The 19,911-nt window shown below is 39.8% G+C and carries 15 protein-coding genes and 1 tRNA gene; 5 read left to right on the forward strand and 11 right to left on the reverse strand.

The genetic code is table 11. The features are described 5' to 3' along the window. Nucleotides 1–134: 134 nt before the first annotated feature. The 4 genes from IPM65_04630 to IPM65_04645 all read right to left on the reverse strand — a co-directional run bounded on the left by IPM65_04630 (nucleotide 135) and on the right by IPM65_04645 (nucleotide 8,868). Complete coding sequence (locus IPM65_04630; protein QQS43412.1) at nucleotides 135–1,388, reverse strand: hypothetical protein; 1,254 nt, start codon at nucleotides 1,386–1,388, stop codon at nucleotides 135–137. A gap of 104 nt (nucleotides 1,389–1,492) precedes the next feature. After that, on the reverse strand, nucleotides 1,493–5,368 hold the full coding sequence (locus tag IPM65_04635) for a DEAD/DEAH box helicase (protein ID QQS43413.1): 3,876 nt from the start codon (nucleotides 5,366–5,368) through the stop codon (nucleotides 1,493–1,495). A 21-nt stretch (nucleotides 5,369–5,389) separates the two neighbouring features. Next, on the reverse strand, nucleotides 5,390–6,889 hold the full coding sequence (locus IPM65_04640) for a hypothetical protein (protein QQS43414.1): 1,500 nt from the start codon (nucleotides 6,887–6,889) through the stop codon (nucleotides 5,390–5,392). A 2-nt stretch (nucleotides 6,890–6,891) separates the two neighbouring features. Continuing rightward, nucleotides 6,892–8,868 carry a hypothetical protein gene (locus IPM65_04645; GenBank protein QQS43415.1) on the reverse strand — a complete coding sequence of 659 codons (1,977 nt, stop codon included), beginning with the start codon at nucleotides 8,866–8,868 and terminating at the stop codon, nucleotides 6,892–6,894. A gap of 164 nt (nucleotides 8,869–9,032) precedes the next feature. On the opposite strand from IPM65_04645, the gene IPM65_04650 reads away from it, so the two are divergent. Further along, nucleotides 9,033–9,257, forward strand: a complete 225-nt coding sequence (locus IPM65_04650; GenBank protein QQS43416.1) for a helix-turn-helix transcriptional regulator — start codon at nucleotides 9,033–9,035, stop codon at nucleotides 9,255–9,257. Between the two features lie 18 nt (nucleotides 9,258–9,275). On the opposite strand, the gene IPM65_04655 is transcribed toward IPM65_04650, so the two are convergent. From IPM65_04655 to IPM65_04680, 6 genes are all read right to left on the reverse strand, one after another. Further along, nucleotides 9,276–10,796 carry a hypothetical protein gene (locus IPM65_04655; protein ID QQS43417.1) on the reverse strand — a complete coding sequence of 507 codons (1,521 nt, stop codon included), beginning with the start codon at nucleotides 10,794–10,796 and terminating at the stop codon, nucleotides 9,276–9,278. Further along, the gene (locus IPM65_04660; GenBank protein ID QQS43418.1) at nucleotides 10,793–11,251 is read right to left on the reverse strand and encodes a hypothetical protein; all 459 of its coding nucleotides are present in this window, start codon (nucleotides 11,249–11,251) and stop codon (nucleotides 10,793–10,795) included. The genes IPM65_04655 and IPM65_04660 overlap by 4 nt, the downstream gene beginning before the upstream one ends. Beyond that, entirely contained in the window at nucleotides 11,241–12,002 is a 762-nt protein-coding gene (locus IPM65_04665) for a site-specific DNA-methyltransferase (GenBank protein QQS43419.1), read from the reverse strand. Before IPM65_04665 ends, IPM65_04660 begins: the two co-directional genes overlap by 11 nt. Continuing rightward, nucleotides 11,993–13,294, reverse strand: coding sequence for a DNA modification methylase (locus IPM65_04670; GenBank protein QQS43420.1), 1,302 nt, complete (start codon nucleotides 13,292–13,294; stop codon nucleotides 11,993–11,995). Before IPM65_04670 ends, IPM65_04665 begins: the two co-directional genes overlap by 10 nt. A 130-nt stretch (nucleotides 13,295–13,424) precedes the next feature. Further along, nucleotides 13,425–14,180: a hypothetical protein gene (locus IPM65_04675; GenBank protein ID QQS43421.1), complete on the reverse strand. Its 756-nt coding sequence runs from the start codon at nucleotides 14,178–14,180 to the stop codon at nucleotides 13,425–13,427. Between the two features lie 337 nt (nucleotides 14,181–14,517). Next, complete coding sequence (locus tag IPM65_04680; GenBank protein QQS43422.1) at nucleotides 14,518–15,192, reverse strand: IS1595 family transposase; 675 nt, start codon at nucleotides 15,190–15,192, stop codon at nucleotides 14,518–14,520. Nucleotides 15,193–15,850: 658 nt separating this feature from the next. Between IPM65_04680 and IPM65_04685 the strand changes: the two genes are divergently transcribed. Together IPM65_04685 and IPM65_04690 are read left to right on the forward strand one after the other, a co-directional pair. Further along, nucleotides 15,851–16,498, forward strand: a complete 648-nt coding sequence (locus IPM65_04685) for a rhomboid family intramembrane serine protease (protein QQS43423.1) — start codon at nucleotides 15,851–15,853, stop codon at nucleotides 16,496–16,498. Nucleotides 16,499–16,554: 56 nt separating this feature from the next. Beyond that, nucleotides 16,555–16,638 (forward strand) — tRNA-Leu (locus IPM65_04690). Nucleotides 16,639–16,648: 10 nt separating this feature from the next. Here IPM65_04690 and IPM65_04695 read toward each other — a convergent pair. Continuing rightward, entirely contained in the window at nucleotides 16,649–17,716 is a 1,068-nt protein-coding gene (locus IPM65_04695) for a hypothetical protein (GenBank protein ID QQS43424.1), read from the reverse strand. Between the two features lie 792 nt (nucleotides 17,717–18,508). On the opposite strand from IPM65_04695, the gene IPM65_04700 reads away from it, so the two are divergent. Next, nucleotides 18,509–19,474, forward strand: a complete 966-nt coding sequence (locus IPM65_04700) for a tyrosine-type recombinase/integrase (GenBank protein ID QQS43425.1) — start codon at nucleotides 18,509–18,511, stop codon at nucleotides 19,472–19,474. Between the two features lie 33 nt (nucleotides 19,475–19,507). Next, a complete protein-coding gene (locus IPM65_04705) occupies nucleotides 19,508–19,891 on the forward strand; it encodes a DUF2079 domain-containing protein (protein ID QQS43426.1) in 384 nt (127 codons plus the stop codon). Nucleotides 19,892–19,911: the final 20 nt, after the last annotated feature.

A 19,911-nucleotide genomic window follows, 5' to 3' on the forward strand; every position in this document is an offset into this window, starting at 1 on the left:
CGATTGCTTCTGTTTTGCCCTTGGTTGTGATCCTTTCCATACAACACAATGAATGACGCAACCGTACTATGAAGTCAAGGCGCAAGATACTATACGATTAAAAAGAGAAATTTACTAACATTTATATGAGGAAGTTAGGCCGAAGGTGTCTGTGATTGAGCTTTCCAAGATTTTACTACCTGAGGTTGAGCATCTGGAGACTCTTTATAACTCAATTCTTCTATTAACCCATGTGCTGCATGAGCTACTTTTCCTGCCACTGCAAGTTCTTGTGGATTGGTTACCCCTGTAAAAGTAAGTTCTCGTGCGTTATTTACTGCCTCAGTTGCTAGCGTAAGCGCTGCTTTCTCTGGATCACCATCAGCAGCTTCTAATGCTGCATGTACATCTTGTGTAACAGATGTTCTTTGATCTCTGGGCAATAAGTCAGGGTTTCGCTGAGTAGTTTTCGGAACTAAATCATGGGTACGAAAATCAAGATGCTGGAATACTTCCACATCTCCAAGCTTTAAGGAACTTGAGTATGAATGAAAACTATCAAACATACGAAGTGCAACATGTGGGGGAATTTTAGAAAGATCCACATTTTTAAGATCAATTTTATTTCTTCCAACCTCAACTCCTAATGTCTCCTGAAGAGCACGTCCTGATCTTACAGCTTCCATATCTGTTATTTCTTTTCCTGCTAAATCAACCTCTACATCTTCTGGCGTTTTTGATTCAATTTTGCCCATCATTTCGCCTGTTCCATCATAAACTACAACTTCTTTTGCAAGCGTATAAGAAATAACTCGATCCATACCAAGACGTGTTGCTGCAAATGCTGCACCTTGAGATAACCACATAGGAATCCCAGTCATCCGAACTGTATTAACTCCACGTGCTTTAAGTTCTTTCAACTGTGCTGCAACTTCTCGCATATATTCTTGTGCTTTAGTAGGATCAGCCATTTGTTGCATCGCTTCAGGATTATCAGCAAAGGTTAATCGAAGATCTACAACGTCTGTTGGAGCATTGGGATCAAGTTTGGAGGGTGGAACTTCAGCAAGTAATGGTTTGGTCGGATGATCTGGAATATCAGCAGCAAATTCATCAGACCATAATACAACTCTACCTTCACGTCCTGGATTATTGAATGCAAATTCTTTGACCTTAGAACCAGGTTTACCTGCCTCCGCTGCAACACCCATATAAATATCCATGAGTGTTCCACCTGTTAAATCAAGACTTTTACTATCAAAAACTTTTTTTGTTCTGGCAACTTTTACATATTCTGCAAGTTGGTATATATCTGCTTTTCCACCTTCGTAGAGGTCTTTACTAACATCAAATACTCGTGGTTCTGATTGAGGTACTTGGGGTTCTTGTCCAACTGGTATTTCTGTCATATTTTTATTTAATTTAATCTAATCTTGGTTGTTAAGATCAATAGTTTAGATTAGTAATATATTGCTAATATTATCAACCGCATTAGTAAAAGTCAAGCAAGATTTTAAGATGTCATTTGTTCAATCGCTTGCTCTGCTAAATCAGGAAGCTCGGTATCTTTTGGTGGCCTTTCTCTTCCTTGTAAAAGCGATACAAATGTGGTTTGGAACCTTTGTACGTCTTCAGGATTATTACCAATATATTCTTTTACCAGATCGCTTTTTGAAGCCTTTATAGCAGCATGCATATTTTCTACTCCTCGTAACGCATTTCGCAGTTCTTGTGTTGTCGCATCATCATATCCTCTCTCTGCTTCTTGGGTTGCGAGTCTTATTTGCTGAAAAATAATAGGAAACTCTGCTTCAGAAATTTTCGCTTCTGCCATAGCTTGGGGCCCGCGACCGATAAGCGCTGCTTGTATCAATGCTCGTTTTCGAGGTTTGTTATTTCGTTGCATAAGTGTTCTTACCTCTTCTACAAGACTTTCTGTATCTCGTGCTTGAATACCACCTAAGAGAGTAGTATGAACAGGCTGTGGTTCAGTTTTTCTTTCGCCATTTGTTGTTGCAGGTATAGTACTTTCAAACGTTTCTGTTCTTTCTGGTTCAGTTTGAGTAGATACCTCTTCCTCTGCAGGCTCTCTTGGTGCAGTTATATCTTCTGGCCGAATGCCAGCCCGTGCAAACGCAGCAGCAAAAGGACTGCTCATAAGTTCTTCTTGTTCAGCTTCTGCTTGTCTTGCCCTTTCAGCCTCTTCTTCAGCAAGTCGTCGTGCTTCTTCTGCTTCAGCTCTCAACTTATCCTGTTCTCTCTTTTGCTCTGCCGCTTCTTGAATTCTCTGTTGAATCTGCTGCAAAGTCTCTTTTGCACTTCTGGGATTCGACTCAAGCCCATATGAAGCTTCTTGTAATTGATCTCGCAATCGATAAAAATCAGTATAAGAAAGACCATATTGTTCATAAGCTGCATTACCTATTTGATCTACCATGCGATCTAATTGTGAGCGTACTTCTGTTTGGAGTTTCCTGACTTGTGGCAACAGCTCAATTCGTTCTTGCTCAAGTCGCTGTTTTTCTAATGCTTGAGTTCGTATTTCCTCAACTCTTGCTTGCGCTTGCTGTGCTTCAGCTTCAGTTGCGTAATATCGGACTGAGTAAGAGTCACCAGAGTAAGAAGATCGTTCAACAGTAAGTGCCGGATACGCATACATTGGCTCACCAGTTTCAGGATCAGTACCATATGCTAAACGCTCTGGCAAAGTTGGCGCTTCACCTGTGGGATCAAAACTAGTTAATCTCTGTTGTAATACATCTGATGGTTGCGCGTAACGCCAGCTGTCCCATTGTTGCTTTACCAGGTGCTCTCTTGTTCTCTTTTTCAATTCTTCTAAATCTTTTCCTTCGAATTGTTTTGCAGTGCTTCCTTCTTTATCAACTATTTCAATAGTAATTGCTCTACCTGAAGGCAGAGCTGGCACCTCAGTAAATGAAAACACTTGATTAGCTGGAACTCGTATCCGAGCAGAAAATCGATCAGAACCCCAACCGCTATCAGCATAAGTAATACCAAATGTTGCATCACCGATTTGAAGGGTATCTGGATTATCCCGAATAATTTGTTCCTGAACTTCTACTGATACATATTCATCGAGTTTTACAGATAAATCAAGCGTCCCTGCTGCCAATGCTTCTTCTAATTCTTTTCGTGACGCAATTGACTGAAGTCTTCCTTTATAAATTTCTGCTAGTTGTTGGGTTGATAAAGGTTGTGCAGTTTCACCAGCTGAACGAAGATATAAATCTCTTAATTTTGTTATGACTTCATTGTTCTCTGATACAAATGGTAAATCAAGTCTGCCCGCAGCTAAAGCATTTGCAAATACTTCTACCGCTTCATTACCTGTCAGCTTTCTTTGTTCTGAAGCGTACGAGCTATAACTGCCTTTGAGATACAAATCAACGCTTCGTACCACTCGATCAGTTTCAGGATCGTAACTAGTGCTTCGCGCCTCTTCTCGGACAAGCTGTGGTGCTACAGTTTTAAGCACTGATGGATCAACTTTTGTTGCTAAAGTAATAAGCGGCAGTTCGCCACCTCTTCTTGTTTGTACTGTGATTAATTCATTGGCAATCACGATGTCACCAACAACTGCTGATTCTCTTCCAAGCATGGCACGTTCTCCTGTTTCAGTATTTTGATACCATCCACGCCCAGCAGCAGTAAAGATTTTATCTGGAAACCCTGCAATAATTGCTTGGCAAATCGTTTCTGGTTTTGCCTTATCCGTATTGAGAGAATATCCTAAACGTTTAACTTGTTCAGTTAATTGTGCAACGTTTTGTCGCACTTCTTTTAATGCTTGGATAGAGACATAATTTTCTCGACACCACTGATACGAAAACCCTGCACGTTCTGCTTGTTGATAGACATTCAGTAAATTGATAAGGTCAGAAGCTTGGGACGTGTTAAATGCTCGATGTGCTGCATCTGCTTGCTCTCCTTCAGCTTGTGGGCGATAAAATAACCGTTTGCTTGTTCGAAGCGCTGCAATAACTGCCATTTCTCGGCCACATCCCATTTCAGCACCTTTCAGAAGCATTGTGCCTTCTCGTGGATCACAGCTTAGCTCTGCCAATTTTTCTCCAAACTTAGAAAGTCGTGTTTCATCTTCTGGGTCAAGCGCTCCAAGTAGCCGCAGTTGATTTTTTGCAGTTTTCCAATTTTGTTTCTCAGGTGAATCAATAAATCGAAGTGGATCTCCCTCACGAGAATATCCCATGGCCTTAATTTGCATTACCACTTCTCGTAATGAAGTTCGCATAATTTCAGGTTTTGTGGAGGTAGGTCGTCTATTAAATTCATCTTCAGTTAAAAGGAAATAACACTCACCAGGTTGTGTTCTGCCAGCTCGTCCTTGTCGTTGTCGTAAGGAATCCTGTGCAACAGGCCCAACTACTAATTTTGAGGTATCAGACGCAGGATCATATTCTTTAATACGGGCAAGCCCTGAATCGACTACGTATTTAATACCATCAATAGTAAGTCCTCGTTCAGCAATATTGGTTGAAATAATAATTTTTCTTCCTCTTGTTTTTTCAAAGACTCTATGACGCTCAGCAGGTGGTAATTCACTGTGAAGGGGAAGTATTGTGACTCCTGTGACATGTTGTCTTGCTAACGCATCCACAGTCGCTTGGATTTCTTGTTTTCCAGGCATAAAAATTAATACGTCACCATCTTCTCCAGCTTGGTGAATTTGTGCTACAACTTCTGCTGCTTTGTCTGGCATTCTACTTGGGTCTATTCGCTCAGGTGCATAATGGACATCAACGGGATACGGTCTTCCTTTTGCTTCCACAATTGGTGCGCCACCAAAATGCTCTGAAAACTTCTGTGCATTCAGTGTTGCTGACATTAAAACAAACTTTGCCTTACTTCCTTGCTGCTGTGCTTTTTCAACGAGCGCTAAACCAATATCTGAAAGTAAGTAACGCTCATCAAATTCATCAAAAATAACAACCGATGCTTGATCAAGCGTAGGGTCATTGCGAACAATATTTTTGAAAACGCCACTGGTCATAAAGACAATATTGCTATTTCTCCCTGAGCGTTTTTCAGGGCCTGTTAAGTAGCCTACTTCACGACCAACCTCAACACCCATCTCATCTGCAACTCGATTTGCGACTTCAACAGCAACAGGCACTCTATTCTCAACAACAAAAATTTTCCCTTGTTGCGCGAATCCTTCTGCCCATAACGCTTGGGGAACTTGTGTTGTTTTTCCACTGCCAGTTTCAGAAACGAGGATTAAACGATTATCATGTTGGAGCGTGTCAACGATTTCTGGCATTTTCTGCCAGATAGGAAGTTCGTGATTGCCTACTTCACTTCTTGGAGCATGTTCTCTAGAATGTCCTTGACCGGTTTGATGCTCTGTCATATATATTCATTGTAATGGTGATTAGTCTTCTCGCTCTTGCGTTAGCGTGTGTCGTTGTCCCATTTTCTCCATATTACTTAAGAACAACTCATAATCAGAATCCTTAAACCATTGTCTAAATTTTCCCTCAATTCTCTGAGCTAACTCATGTAACTCTTCCTGCGTTGCATCTTGTCTTTGAAACAACTCTTGAATTTTTTGTGCTTCTTCTGCTGTTTCTCCTACTTCCCACAGCTCACTATTTTCAACACCAGCAGGAAACTTACCAGTTTTTAACATATACACTGCTCGAGGCAATAAATCACATGCCACTCTGTATAGTGGAATTACTTTTTTAATTTGTTTCGTGCCCTCTTTATCAACACGTTTTACATAACTTTTACCCCATGCATCTCTATGCAAAAATTCTTCTGCTGCACCAAGATAGTGGTGAGCAACCATATCAGGAGACAGCTCTTGCTGAAGTCTTGCTTGTAATTTTTGCCCTGACTCTGTTTGCGGTATGGTATGTGTAGCCACAATCATACTGATGGGCTGATATGATTCCTTTCCACCTTTCACCACATCCCAAGCAGCTAACTTTTCAGGCACTGCAATAACATCCATTCTTCTTTCACGAGATAATTGCGGACCAAACTTAGTATCCAATTGATAAAACCGAGGCTCAGTTAGTAAAGAAGTTACAGAAACAACATCCTGATCATGCTCATCCTCAGCCATTAACAAGTCATAACTTGCAAGTTCCGCATACAGCCGTGCGTCAGCTATGTTTTTATCAGGCATGAGAATCACCATTTCATCTTTTGAATCTTCTGCTAATCTTTTTTGTACTTCATCATACGCTGCTCTCGCTTGCTCAGCGCCTACTTCAGTTGTGTAACGAGCTAATACCTCCTCTACCTGTTGTTCAAGTGCAGGCGCTGTTTCAAGCCCTCTACCTTTTCTCAATTGATTTGCATGTTGGATTAACGGATACAACGGATGCGCTTCCAGATATTTTTGCTGGTCTTCAATGGCCTCATCAGGAGCATCAACATAGAGTAAAATATCCTGCACTGTTCGAGTGATTTTTTTATATTTCTTTCGTGGATCAGTTGTTTCTGAATCTTCCCTATAATCCTGCCAAAACTCATTTGCTTTATGGATAAGTGCTTTTCTCATAAGCTGTCTCTCGTCTGGAGAAACTCTGTCTAAAAGCGCTTTTCTATATTCAAATTCTTCCGGAGTACGGTGTTGTGAATGATTGGCAACAACAAACCAAAGTGGCAACCATGACTCCTGATGCGTTGGGTACCCTGCCCATTGTGGTAGATGCTCTGGATCTTTTGGTAAAACCAATGCCACATCCTTTCCTAAAACCAATTTTGTAGGCCGTGTTGTATCAGTTAATAAAATAACATTATGATTATTTGCAGTAGCACTTTCAAACTGCTCGCTTCCATAGGCCATATGTTGCTTCCATGGCTCTGCTTCTCTTTGTTCTGGTGGTCTTATGTGTGGTTGTATTATTTCTTCTGCCATATTCAATTATTATCGCTTTGTTGTCTCCTCTTCTCAACTGCATTTGCGACAAACATTGCTGTTGCAAAAACAGACGGATTATAGGTTCGCTCAGCCTTACTTCGATCAAGATTTGTGATAATCCCTGCTTCGTCACGGCTACCCGCAACACGCTGAACATTTCCTTCTAAAACGCTTTGATACATACCGATAATTTCTATTGGCCTATCTCGTTGAATTCTGACCCCTGTTTCTGGATCAATCCCAATCTCAATCAGTTTTCGCCATTCTTCAGCGCCTTCTGGGTTATTAGATACAATAATTACCGCATCTGCTCCTTCTAAAATCCTCGCATTTTCAGCAGTTAAGCGAGTGATTTTAACGATTTTACCATTTTCATCTTTTTTTATTTTTCCTCCACCAATGTCTCCAATAACAAAATCTGTATCTTCTTGCTGTGTTGCTTGCACAAGTTCTTGTTTTGCTTCCTCAGCAAGCTCGAGCGACCACGACCGTTTCATTGACTGCCTTCGTCCTGCCGCTTCCTCAAGTGCTCTTTTTGCCTCATCAAGTTTTTCCTGAGATAATTTTCCTTGAGCAAAAAGAGATTCTGCTTCTTTATACGCAACCTCAGCATCAAGGTACCAAGCCGGGGTAGGTGCAGCTTTATCTAAATCTAAATGCGCAACGCGTACTCCTAAGTTTTTGAGTGCCTCCCGGAAAATAGTTGAATAGACAGATTTACCAGAGTTTGGATCACCACACATGACAACCGATTTTACTTTTGAAAAATCTGGCATCTCACGTCCTGCAAATGCCTCAACGAGTTGAGCAACGATTCGTGCTGTTTCCTTATCGTTTACTGGTAAACGAACTGTTTTTGCATTTACTGCACCATACATTCTGTAGGTATCTATAAGCTCGGGCATTTGCTCAGAAATAATTTTCTCAACCGAGGGCAAATCTTCTCGTGTCCAATAGCGAATAACTGTTATTAAATCAGCAGGTTCTCTCCCCATTTTGACTGCATCTCCTGCCTCACGAAGTACACCAATTGCATACGGTGTTTTATCTGCACCATTATTATCAATTGCCATTTCCATAAGTTTTAATACCGAAAACTTTTCTGTGAGGCCCTGCGTATCAACAAGTGCAATTTGGCCAAAACCACTAGCTGTTGGAATTTCAACACGAGCCATTTTTTCTGCCTCACCTCTAAAATATTCCCAATCCTCAGCTTTTAGTCGCTGCACTGCATCCTCAAGTCGCTTCTGTGCTCGATTTTCCCACGCCTTCAATGCTTCCTGATATACTTGTGATTCCTGTTCAGTTGCGTTTTTCGGTAATGTAGGACGTGGATCATCTGAATCAGGACGGACCGCTGCATCGAGCCCTTTTGCAAGCACCATTTCCTCTTCAGTTATTGGAAGAGTAGCTGTATCTCTGTCGCAAATTGCGCCAATTCTAGCAATTTTTGATGGTTCATTTCCAAGTCTGCATTCATATGCTTGTGGTACAGATTTCACAACAACAGATGAAGCATCTGTTTGAAATGCTGTAGTGCTATGATGATCCAAGAAAAACACCGGATGCTCAAGTTCTGGCAAGTTTCTCCGTTTTCTTTCTTCGTTAATACGCTCTGCCAATTTAACAACTTCTTCTTCCGATTGGCTCAGATTTCTGAAATCAAGGGGAATATCGGTAACAATAACTCGATCAACTCCTTCTAGAGGCAATCCCGGCAGTGTTTTTGAGTAAAATGCACCAGGATGCGTAGCACCCCTTCCATTTCTCACAACTGGTGAGCCAACATACGTTTCAACTTCAGCGCCTCTTTTTTCAAGATACTGAGCAGATGTTGCAACCATGCTGACTCCATGTGCATCGGGACCACCAACAACTAATACTTTTTGCCCTTCAAATGATTCTCTTTCTTCAGGAAGTGCAATAGCACCAGTCCGTTCAATTGGGGTAGGCTGAGGTGCAATTTGTTCCGTCATATTTTTATCTTATAAAGAAAGTATAGCAAATTTTACCCGACTGTTATTACCTCTTCTTCTTATAATTTTACACAGAGAGACTACAACAAATCAACCATAGGTCGAGCATATAAAGTCTTTATATAGACAATTTTATCTCTGAATTTTGCGGAAAATTGCTCTATATGCCTTATTATTTTACTGCAAAGCTTCGTAAAGAAATAGGTGACAATTTAAAAAGGACTAGGAAAAAGAAGGGACTCAAACAAGTTGAAGTAGCAGTTGATGCAGGAATAAATCCCAGCTATTACAGCAAAATTGAACGAGGGGAAGTAAATCCATCCTTGGAGAAATTATATCGAATCATAAAAGCGCTTAAAATAAACTCTTCTGAGGTTTTGCCTTTTTAAATTCTCCTTAGTACTTAATTAAAAAACCTTATCTAATGTGATTCTATCTTCATCGTCAAATATACTTAGTGGGTTGTATCGATCATAAATACTAGGTCCCCCAATAATCATTATCCCTGGCTGAGGAGCATTATCCTCTTCCATGATTTTCAGTAAAAGCAGTGAGAAAGCATCAGCTAAATCATCGTGCTTTTCTATTCTAAATCCTGTGAGTTGCATGATCAAATCTTCTGCGCCCTGTCTAGGGAATAGTACTTTGCCTTGTTGAATGAGATGAGTAATAAGCGTTAGGCGTGATTGTTTATCCTGTCCTGATACCTTCACCCCTTCAGCTGGAATATTCATGACGTTTGATAGATGTTCTATAAGTGCCAACTGATACCCAACCTCTTCAATATACAGCTTAGATTGTAAACTGGTAGCAATCCCTGCAGCTGTTTCTACCGTTTGAGGAAATCCCATCCTTTTATTGATGGGATTCGGAAGAATATAAACCTGCAGCTTTTCTCGGTAGCCATACACCTTTGCAGTGATCATCGCTGTGAAATCAGCTGATTCCCTCTGAGAAATTGCCAAATCAATTCCTGTTGCGTTAAAGCGAAATTTATTGCCCATTTCATCCGGAATAGTATCGTAATATTGGATCCAGTCAGGATGAACTAATCGATCTTCATCAGAAATAATTTTAAGTAAGAATTCTCGATACCAGGCAGTATCTGAGGCAATGGTTGCTTTATGTTTCTCAATAGCTTGCATGTCAGGAAATTTACCTGTCCAAGAAATAACATCGTTATCATCAATAAGAGGATAGGCGAAGAATTTACCATCAAGTTTCCCCAAACCCATCATATTCTTAAGTCGCATCAACAAACAGTCTTCATGCAGGAGATTACCAATAATGATTTTCTTTGTATAGGTATCACCAATTGGCATAATCTCTCCACTGAACCACTGAAATACTTTATCTCTACCTTCTTTCGTTTTTACACTCTGTAAGTCTTCAACATCATCACAAATAATGACATCTGGTCGATATTTTCCATGCCGAATTCCTCGGATACTTTGCTCAGTCGAAGCAATCATAATTTTTGCATCATAATTAGAGAGCACGATCGAGGTCGAACCCCACTCATCGCTAAATTCTTGGAATGGTCCGATATCTGCCTTGAGTAGGTGGTTTGTTTCCAACTCTTTTTTAATGTTCGCTAGATGCTGTCGTGCCTGGTTATGTGTCTGTCCTAATATCAAAACGAACTTTTTCTGTTGAGAACCAATAATCGACCAGATGGGATAGGACAAGCTCATGAGTGTTGACTTACCTGACCCTCGAAAGGCAACGATTGTTGCCAGACGCAAATCTTGATCTTCACTAATATGAAACATTTCATGATGAAACGGAGCAAAGGGGTAATCGATGTACTCACTCAAATAAATAGTGAAGAACCAGAAATGGCTTTTCTTGGCAAGCATCTTCCGAATGGAGCGTTTCTTTTTAATCTGCTCAAGTTCTTGAGGTGATAAGGTTTGTGCTACATTCAATGTATTTGCACCTCCGTTTCTGTTCCTTTGGGAGAATCCCTCTCTAGAGCAGTTGGAAGTAATTCAGCTAATTTAAGTGCTTTCATGACCAACGCTTCTTGCTCAGGAGTCAATTGTTCCTCATGTTTCAGGTGTCCTGTTATTTCAACCTTTGTTGCGTAGCGAGGATGGTGATGCTTGAGCCAGAAAATAATCGCCGTAAGGTTTTTATCTCGAATTGCAGCCATGAGCTGGGATTCTGCCATGTCATTCACTAAATTATTTCCTTCTGCAATTGCCTCATCTGCAAGTTTGGCAAACTCCTCATTTTCTTTTCGCCAACGATAGTATGTTGCTCGACCAATTCCAACTTTTTCACAGGCAACTTGCACAATTGGTGTTTTCTTGAGTTGCTCAATGACTAGCTCTTGGTTTTTATCTATCCGTTTCTGAATTGTTGACTGATTATTTTCCATCGCCTTTTATCCTTTCTGCCTTTTGATCACTGACTTTTTGAAAGCGATCAATAATTACTTGGCAGTATTCCGGATCGATCTCAACCATGAGGCATCTTCGTTTTGTTTGCTCACACGCAATTAATGTCGATCCAGAACCACCAAACGGATCATAGATGCAATCACCAATTTTTGAGCTGTTTAGAATTAGATTCCTCAGAAGTCCTACTGGTTTCGTGGTTGGATGAAGGGGACTTTTGTTAGGTTTTGGATAACACAAAATACTTTTGTCTTTCACTTTGTAAAACTCATGACTCCCATACCAACCATATGCAATCAACTCGTGTTGGGGAAGGTAATGCATTCGACCAACTACTGAATGGTTTTTAATCCAAATAAGAAGCTGGGTAAACTTAATCTCCGCGTCTTTCATACCATCTCTTAAGGCAAACAGCATCTTGTCAGAATTGAAAATGTAAAACGAATTCTTACGAGAGAGATACGGTTTCACTACTTCAATCCATTCTTTCGTAAATAGTCTGTATGCTTCTTCCGTCTGCGTATGATCATTGATTATCTTCTTGCTGTGCTTTTTTATCTTCGTCAAGTCAGTTTTTCCTTCAACATAGGCAACACCATATGGCGGATCTGTCAGCACCAATGATATTCGCTCATCTCGGATAAGTTTCTTCATTAAACTTGAAGCTTTTGCGTCACCGCATAGTAACCGGTGATCACCTAATTGATAGACGTCACCAATTGTTATTTGCACAGCTTTGCCTCCTTTCCGGTCAACTTTTCGTAGCGTTTAATAATTAGGTCGCAAAAAATGGGTTCAATTTCTAGTAGAAACGCACGACGTTTTAACTGTTCACAGGCAATAAGGGTAGAGCCGGAACCTCCGAACAGATCAAGCACAATATCACCAGGTTTGGTACAACGTCGCAATGCTTTTTCATGGAGTGTTGGTGGTTTTTCTGTTGGGTGTTCGTAGTCTTGCGACGGCAATCGTTTTGCGAGCCAAATATTAAAAAGGTCTAGAGTGTCATCGGTAAGTCTATTCCCAGTACCCACTTCTTTATTAAGAACTTCATTTAAATTTCTAACTGAATCGGACAGATACGGATTACCTTTGATACCGTATACGCAAGGTTCATATACTTTATTAAATGCCGTTTGTGGAGTAACATTCTGATTATTTTTAATCCATAAACATACTCGTTTTTTGGTAATGCCTAGTTCCTTATATATCTCCTGAACTAATCCAATGTAGTTTTCATCACACCAGTAAAAGATATGCGAATCAGAATGTACTACAGCAAGACCATTTTCAAGCGTTTTCTTCAAAAACGCTTTATATTCGTCCTCAGATTTTCGATCATTTATTTTGCCGCCATATTTCCCATTTGCTCCGATGCCGTTGTTATAATCAAGTGCAATGTTATACGGCGGATCGCAATAGAGCATCGATACTTTATCCTCTTTAAGTAGTTTTTTAACAATTTCTGGATCGGTAGCATCTCCACAGCTGAGCCGATGCATGCCAAGTTCATAGATGTCTCCTAACTTACTTTTCGGTTCCTTAATCGTTTCCAGCTCTTTTTCAACATCAAACTCATCATCCTCCACGCCTAAATTGTCATCCCAGATGTGGGAAAGGTCACTGTCATCAAAGCCAACATCTAACAATAACTCAACATCAAAGTCTTTCAGCAACTCAAAATCCCATTCTCCTGTATTGCGATTTAGACGAAGATTTAATTCTTTCTCTTTTTGGACGTTTGGGATACTCACATATACAACGGGTACCTGTGTTATACCTAAGCTTTTTGCGACTTCAAGACGAAAATGGCCTCCAATAACAATATTCTTTCGATTTGCTGTGCTGTTGACGATAATAGGATCAACTAATCCGAAGCGTTTAATACTCTCAGCGAGTTTTTTCGCTGCTGTCTCATCCCATTTGCGAGGGTTATATTCGGCAGGACGCAGTATATCTGCCGATACATACCGTATGGTTACTTGTCGGTTAGCAATTTTTATTTGCTGTGTTTGCTGTTGCATAGGTTTTATCCTTCTATTTTCATTTTATGAATAAACAGTTAAAAACTTATACATTTTTGAAAATGAGTAGTTTAAAAGTATTGTAGAAGAGTGAAAAAAGAAGCGATACGTTATGAATTATGCTTGATTCTTAACCAAAACGTTTTTTATATCGTTTAAGCGCATTAGACACATCAGTATAGATAAAGTCTGATTGATTAAACTCTTCCCGGATCTTTTCAGCAATTTTCTCGTACGGTCTTGTTCCGCTTTTCCATAATTCGAATACTCGCTTATCAAGTTTTAAATTCGGGATCGGCTGAGACTTGTCCTTATCTTTATCTTGCAATTGTTCTTGCTGCTTCATAACTTGTGGCCATATTGCTTTTACATCTTCTAAAGTAGTATTAGCATAAATAATGAGAGAAAGTTCGCGATGTCCGGTTTTTTTATCCCACTTGATATTCATCGAGATATTACTCGCAGGTACCCAGAAGTTCTCAATGTCGTTAAAAATAACATAATTCTTGAGAGAACTTCGCCATTGGGTAGAGAGTTTATATTTATGTATAAGTTGCCAGATGCAGTAATTGATGAAATTTCTTGGAGCTTTTTGATTAAACATTAACCGTTCTTGTTCATACTCAGCCATTTGTCCTTTTTCTTTTAGCTCTTGGAGCCTCTGTATCATAGAAGGGCTATTTTCACTAAAGTATTTCTGTGTCTCAAGCTCAAGATTTATCTCCCACATTGTGTATGCATTCTCATCAGTAAATCCTCCTTCAGGAATTTTAAGTAACTTTCGCAATTCTGTAATATCTGCTTGAAAATCTTTGCGTAAGAGGAGTACTTCTAACTTCTGTTTATTACGCTCTCGACGTTTATCAAAATACGCACTTTTTGCCATGCTGCTATTGTAGCAAGTTCATCTCGCTTTGCTACTAGTTTTTTGAGGTAATGAGTCGGATGATAAATGGTATGATTCGTAGTGTGGGCAACTTATATCGATATGCTGTCTTGTAGTACCAATTAAGACATATCCTCTTCATTTCTTCACATTGCTGATCAAAAACAAAGTCATCTTCGACATCATTAATAAGATTCCCTGCTACTCGTTCTATTGCAATACTGAGCACTGCAAATTCATTTTCATAGTCAGGATCGAAAAAGTCTCGTGATCTGTTTCTTTTTGATTCTGCAAGAGCAATTAATTCTTCCTCGATAGCAAGGTAAAATCTAAGGCTCTAGACTAGCACATTAACAATTTGTAATAGTTCATTGTAAAGGATCGATGGGGATTTGCTCCATCTCCATTCACACTCTTTCAAGTGTAATGGAAAGTTTTTCTTTACACCATTGAACTTAACGAGACGTCTTTTACAAAAGGACCAGAATGACTCTATGCCATTGATATGGACCCCTTTTGTATTTGAGAACTCATTTTTCTTGTGATTGATTCTCAAATGTTTGTCATACCCGACATCAACAAGTCCGTTGTATCCGCTCCACGAATCTGAATATACAGTACTGTTCAAGTCAATCTTTCCCTTCATAACAGCATGTAGCGTTCTTCTTTTACAGTTTGGAATGATACGAGTAAATACACGTCCTTGACGCTCATATATCCCAAATACTACCTGCTTAAATGACGTCCCACGACCTCTTTTACTTGACTTGCCTCTCATCCTTCGAGGTCCAAAGTATGATTCATCAATTTCTATCTCACCACCAACATATCGTTGCATCTGGTGCACTTGGTGATGATATATGAGTTGACGAATATTATTGTAATATTTGTTGACTGTATTGCGGTTGAGACCCAAAATACCAGAGGTCTGTGTAGCACTCAGATCGTGTGCAAAACACCATAGTATCTTTTTTCTCTTGTATTTTGATATCGGCCTATTGTTACAAACCATACCTCTAGTTTAGCACTACTCTGCTAGTCTAGAGCCAATCTAATTCCATTACTGCTTTTTACCTGCTTACTCACTTGCTGCTTTTTATTCAATAGTATTGCTTCCCAAAGAACTTCATAGTCAAAATGCAGCGAATAAGAAAGTCTTGAAATTTCTGGAATAATCCTCCTATTGAAATATCCCTTTCGTAATTGTCTTGGTGTTAGTCTGTCATCAATTTTATACTTCGTTCTTATATGGCATGTTATAGCATAGCAGGCATATGAATGAGTAAATAATACAAACCGCGTTTTATTAAATGTTGAATATTTTCTTGCCCTTCCCATAAGTAAAGGGCAGAAGCACAACTATATCAAAATGTATCATTTATCATTTGTGTTGTTATGGGATATTATAGAAAATGAGACACCCTTTTTTATACTGTCTCATTTGTCTCGTTTTTGGTAGAATAGAGCCATGGAGCATGGGTGGGTTATAAGGATAATTGGGTTCCAGACCTGAGTGCTCCGCCACCTACCCTATAAGGTATACTTCTTAATATGAACATCCGCTTGCAAGGTTCAGTTTTTGTCTGATACGAAAAGCTTTGTACTGGGATTTGAGATGATCAGTCGATCATTTACTTAATTTTCATAATTTTCAGGTACAGTTTCAATCTATGTTCCCTTTATACGATTCAAGTCCCCAAAAATCATTTCCTTTTGTAAACTACCTGATTATTGCCGCAAATCTTTTGGTTTTTTTTCTTCAGATATCAGCATCCAGTTTTGACGGATTTATTCTTCAGTACGGTTTCATACCGCAGGAATTCAGTCTGCTAAACCCTGCTGCCTATTTTTATGTTTTCAGCTCTATGTTTATGCATGGCGGACTACTCCATATCGGTTCAAATCTTTGGTTTTTGCACATTTTTGGAGATAATGTTGAGGACGAACTCGGGCATTTGAAATACCTTGTATTTTATCTAGCCGCGGGTGTTGCCGCGACCCTTGCACAGTATTTTACGGATCCTGCCAGCACGATTCCGCTTATCGGCGCGTCGGGTGCGATATCCGGTGTCACGGGCGCATATTTTATTCTTTTCCGTCAGGCACGCATCAGGACTCTGGTAACGACAGGCTTCTACATTCGGACGGTTGATTTGCCGGCAAGCTTTTTTCTCGGAGTATGGTTCTTCATTCAGCTCCTGAGCGGTTTCACCACATACGGTGCAGGAGAAGGTGGTGTTGCGTGGTTTGCCCATATCGGAGGATTTGTCTTCGGATGGGTTGCAGCAATGCTTCTCGGGAAGAAGAGTTCCGAATAATGGTATAATAGATACTCAGTCCGCCATTGCTTGTAAGTAGGCTGCGGCGGGACAAAGCCGGAGTGGCGGAACTGGCAGACGCGCAGGTTTTAGGAACCTGTGGGGTAACACTCGTGGAGGTTCAAGTCCTCTCTCCGGCACAGCTATTGTCTAATGGGGATACATGTGAGGATTCGGCTCAACAAACTTCGTTCCTTTCTCAGCAGCTTTCAGACAATGTTTGAATTCATCATCAGGGACATAAGTACAAATTTCTTTTGCTTTATCAGGCTGGACAATTCCGATTGTTCCGACGGAGCCGTCGATACAGGCAAGATGATCTTCCTGCGTACCGTAGTTACAAAGGGATGTTATAAGTTGAGGATCTTCCATAATATCCAAAAGGTAGGCATATCCTAAGCCGTAGAAACACCCGACTTCTTCATCTTTATCCTTGATGTCAAGACATTTTTGCGCGATTTCTTCACCGGTATTCTTTCCTGTCAGATATTTTACCCGATACATATAACATGCTGCTGGGTATTCACTATCTTCACATGGATAGAAGTTTTCTTTTTTGGCGTCTTCAGGGCCGAAATACAAATCGCGTTCCATATACGCTCCTGTAGCACACTGGAATTGCTCAACAGAGTCATTAAATATGCTGCATATTGTCATTGCCTCTTGGACGTTGTAATCGGCTAGAAACATGGCAGCATGACCTATGCCGTGCATGCAGGATCCGGGCGGGACAGTATGGGAACTATTTTCTTCGTTGCAAATTTCATAGGTAACCTTTTTTAATTCTTCCATTGTTACATGAGTCCCGTTATCAGGATGAAATCGTTCCATCAATACTCCGTGAAAACAGCTTGTTGTGCACCGATCATCACAAATGTGAAAGGATTCGGCAAGATCCTGAGTACGACGATAGACTGCCTTGCCGATGTTATGACCGTGCAGATGACAAATCGGATTTTCTTCAATAACATCAAGCATTGCATCAATGCCGATCAGATCATAGTATTTATCGATGACGTGCATGGGTATCTCTTCATAAATATTTGCTTGCACGATTTCCCTAAACTTCTGAATGTCACGATTGTCAGCTTTTTCTGAAATATTTTTTGGAAAAAAATTCATGACTGTTATCAATGCAACAGATACAGATAGAATTACCGTAAAAATATATTTCTTCTTTTCTCTGGGTTTTTTTATTGTTGTAGTAGTCAATTTCATGTATAATAGTTCTCCTGTATCTACTGAATGACAACAATAATTCTATCAGATGTAGGATATTCTGATCTTTGACTGAATGCCTTTATTACTTAGTTGACCGAGCGAAAATGCGATCAGAATTTGCTAAATAAGTCTTGTAGTATTATTTTTTGTTATATTGAATAAATATCATACACATTGTCACAAGGCTTACTATATAATATATCAGTCAACATAGTAAAAATATTTATAATATCAACAATATCTTGTATAAATAGGCAATAATGAAAAAAAAGTCTGAAGGGTGTTGTACGGAGTAATTTGCAGGATACATACTTCTCCTCAATGCAAAGCAAGGGTAAATACTTGGTTTGGATTGTCAAATAAGCACGAATATAAAAATGAAGAAAATTAGCAGAAAACTCACACATCTGCTAATACGTATCGGTTACGCTTCCCTTTGATTCCGGCTTGCAATATATTCAATGATTTGATTATACTGACAATAGAATTTAAAACCAGAACTACTGAGAAATAATATAGCACGGCCGTACATTATATAGGTCTATATTTTTGTTTTAAAAAAATTACTCCTCTTTCGGTTGAGTAAATCTACACTCAAAAATTCATGCAAAGTAAAAAAGTGCTTCAATCAGATATTATTATAGGATATTAAAGCAGTTTTCATTTCCCTTTCCGCTCCTTGTGATTAAGGAAAGTACTCTTCAAATATGTATATAGTTCACAAAGTTAACAATCTAATTTTAAGAGATACTTTACAAATGATATGACGTCGTTTAATATAAAGGGTATATGAAAATGAAAGAAGCAATTGACAGATTTTTGGAATATTGCGAACTTGATAAAAACTTGTCAGACCGTACCATTAAAATGTATGCCTATTACCTCCACTTCTTCGAGGAGTGGCTGGCTAAAGAAAACGGTAAAAAAGATATACAGGTTGAAGAAATTAATGAAGAAACCATAAGATATTTCCGACTATACTTGTCCCGAAATTATAAGAATGAGTTTAAGGGAGAACTTAAAAAGCAAACTCAGAATTATTTCCTCGTAGCGCTCAGGAGTCTTTTCAGATATCTTATCAAATCAAAGAAAAAGGTCATGTCTCCTGAGATGATCGAGCTCGGAAAACGAAAAGACAGACAAGTGAAGTTTCTGAAGGAAGAAGAATTACAGCGACTTTTTGAGGCTGTCAAAGGTGAGGACGAACGCGCACTCAGGGATAAGGCAATTTTGGAGGTTCTCTTCTCTACCGGACTTCGCGTCTCCGAACTTGCGGGTCTTGATCGTGATCAGGTAAATTTGAAAACGGGTGAATTCGGCGTCATCGGTAAAGGAGGAAAAGCGCGGGTGGTATTCCTTTCTACACGGGCGATAAATGCACTCAGGAAGTATCTTGATAAGCGAACCGATCCGTATAATCCTCTTTTTTTACGGTATTCCGGGCCCACTCCAGATGAAGAACTTACCGATGAAAAACTCAGACTATCGGTCCGGTCAATTCAGAGAATGATTAATAAATACAGGAAGAAAGCAAATATTCTGTTCCGTATCGGACCGCACGTTCTCAGACATTCCTATGCGACGGATCTTCTGTCTCACGGCGCGGACCTCAGATCGGTTCAGGAAATGCTGGGGCACAAAAATATTGCAACGACACAAATTTATACTCATGTGACGAATTTGAGACTCAAGGAAATTCACGAAAAATTCCACTCGGGCAATACTGAAGAACCTGATAAGAAAGAGTCAGAATAGCGAAATAATGAAACGGACTGATATAATTACAGCATGATAAGGTCTTTACGTTCCCGACTCCCCTTTCTGATTCTTATTGTTGCGATGACAGCTTTTGGTGTATACTTTTCTCTCTTCACGATCCTTCGCTACCAAAAACTCTATGCTCATTACTTTGATTTGGGGATCATGCATCAGACTGTTTTTAATACTTATAAAGCACTTCAGACCGGAGATATGTCCCGTGTACTTGAAATGACCGATCCTCATACGACACTTGATCAGGTCAAGAGAATGTCAGTGCACAACGATATGTTCCTGGCACTTCTCTCTCCGGCATTCTTTATACATAGCGGACCTGAAACCCTGCTTGTGATACAGGCAATCGGTGTCGCGCTGGGTGCTTTTTGTGTATCGGATTACTCAGATCGTTTTTGAAAATCACGGAAGCGGGACTG

The organism is Candidatus Roizmanbacteria bacterium, from assembly GCA_016700135.1.
Taxonomy (GTDB): domain Bacteria; phylum Patescibacteriota; class Microgenomatia; order UBA1406; family GWC2-37-13; genus UBA1450.

Coding starts and splice junctions, on each gene's coding strand:
- IPM65_04630 (QQS43412.1), bottom strand. CDS start 1,388: ATGACAGAAATACCAGTTGGACAAGAACCCCAAGTACCTCAATCAGAA.
- IPM65_04635 (QQS43413.1), bottom strand. CDS start 5,368: ATGACAGAGCATCAAACCGGTCAAGGACATTCTAGAGAACATGCTCCA.
- IPM65_04640 (QQS43414.1), bottom strand. CDS start 6,889: ATGGCAGAAGAAATAATACAACCACACATAAGACCACCAGAACAAAGA.
- IPM65_04645 (QQS43415.1), bottom strand. CDS start 8,868: ATGACGGAACAAATTGCACCTCAGCCTACCCCAATTGAACGGACTGGT.
- IPM65_04650 (QQS43416.1), top strand. CDS start 9,033: ATGCCTTATTATTTTACTGCAAAGCTTCGTAAAGAAATAGGTGACAAT.
- IPM65_04660 (QQS43418.1), bottom strand. CDS start 11,251: ATGGAAAATAATCAGTCAACAATTCAGAAACGGATAGATAAAAACCAA.
- IPM65_04670 (QQS43420.1), bottom strand. CDS start 13,294: ATGCAACAGCAAACACAGCAAATAAAAATTGCTAACCGACAAGTAACC.
- IPM65_04675 (QQS43421.1), bottom strand. CDS start 14,180: ATGGCAAAAAGTGCGTATTTTGATAAACGTCGAGAGCGTAATAAACAG.
- IPM65_04680 (QQS43422.1), bottom strand. CDS start 15,192: ATGGTTTGTAACAATAGGCCGATATCAAAATACAAGAGAAAAAAGATA.
- IPM65_04685 (QQS43423.1), top strand. CDS start 15,851: ATGTTCCCTTTATACGATTCAAGTCCCCAAAAATCATTTCCTTTTGTA.
- IPM65_04695 (QQS43424.1), bottom strand. CDS start 17,716: ATGAAATTGACTACTACAACAATAAAAAAACCCAGAGAAAAGAAGAAA.
- IPM65_04700 (QQS43425.1), top strand. CDS start 18,509: ATGAAAATGAAAGAAGCAATTGACAGATTTTTGGAATATTGCGAACTT.
- IPM65_04705 (QQS43426.1), top strand. CDS start 19,508: ATGATAAGGTCTTTACGTTCCCGACTCCCCTTTCTGATTCTTATTGTT.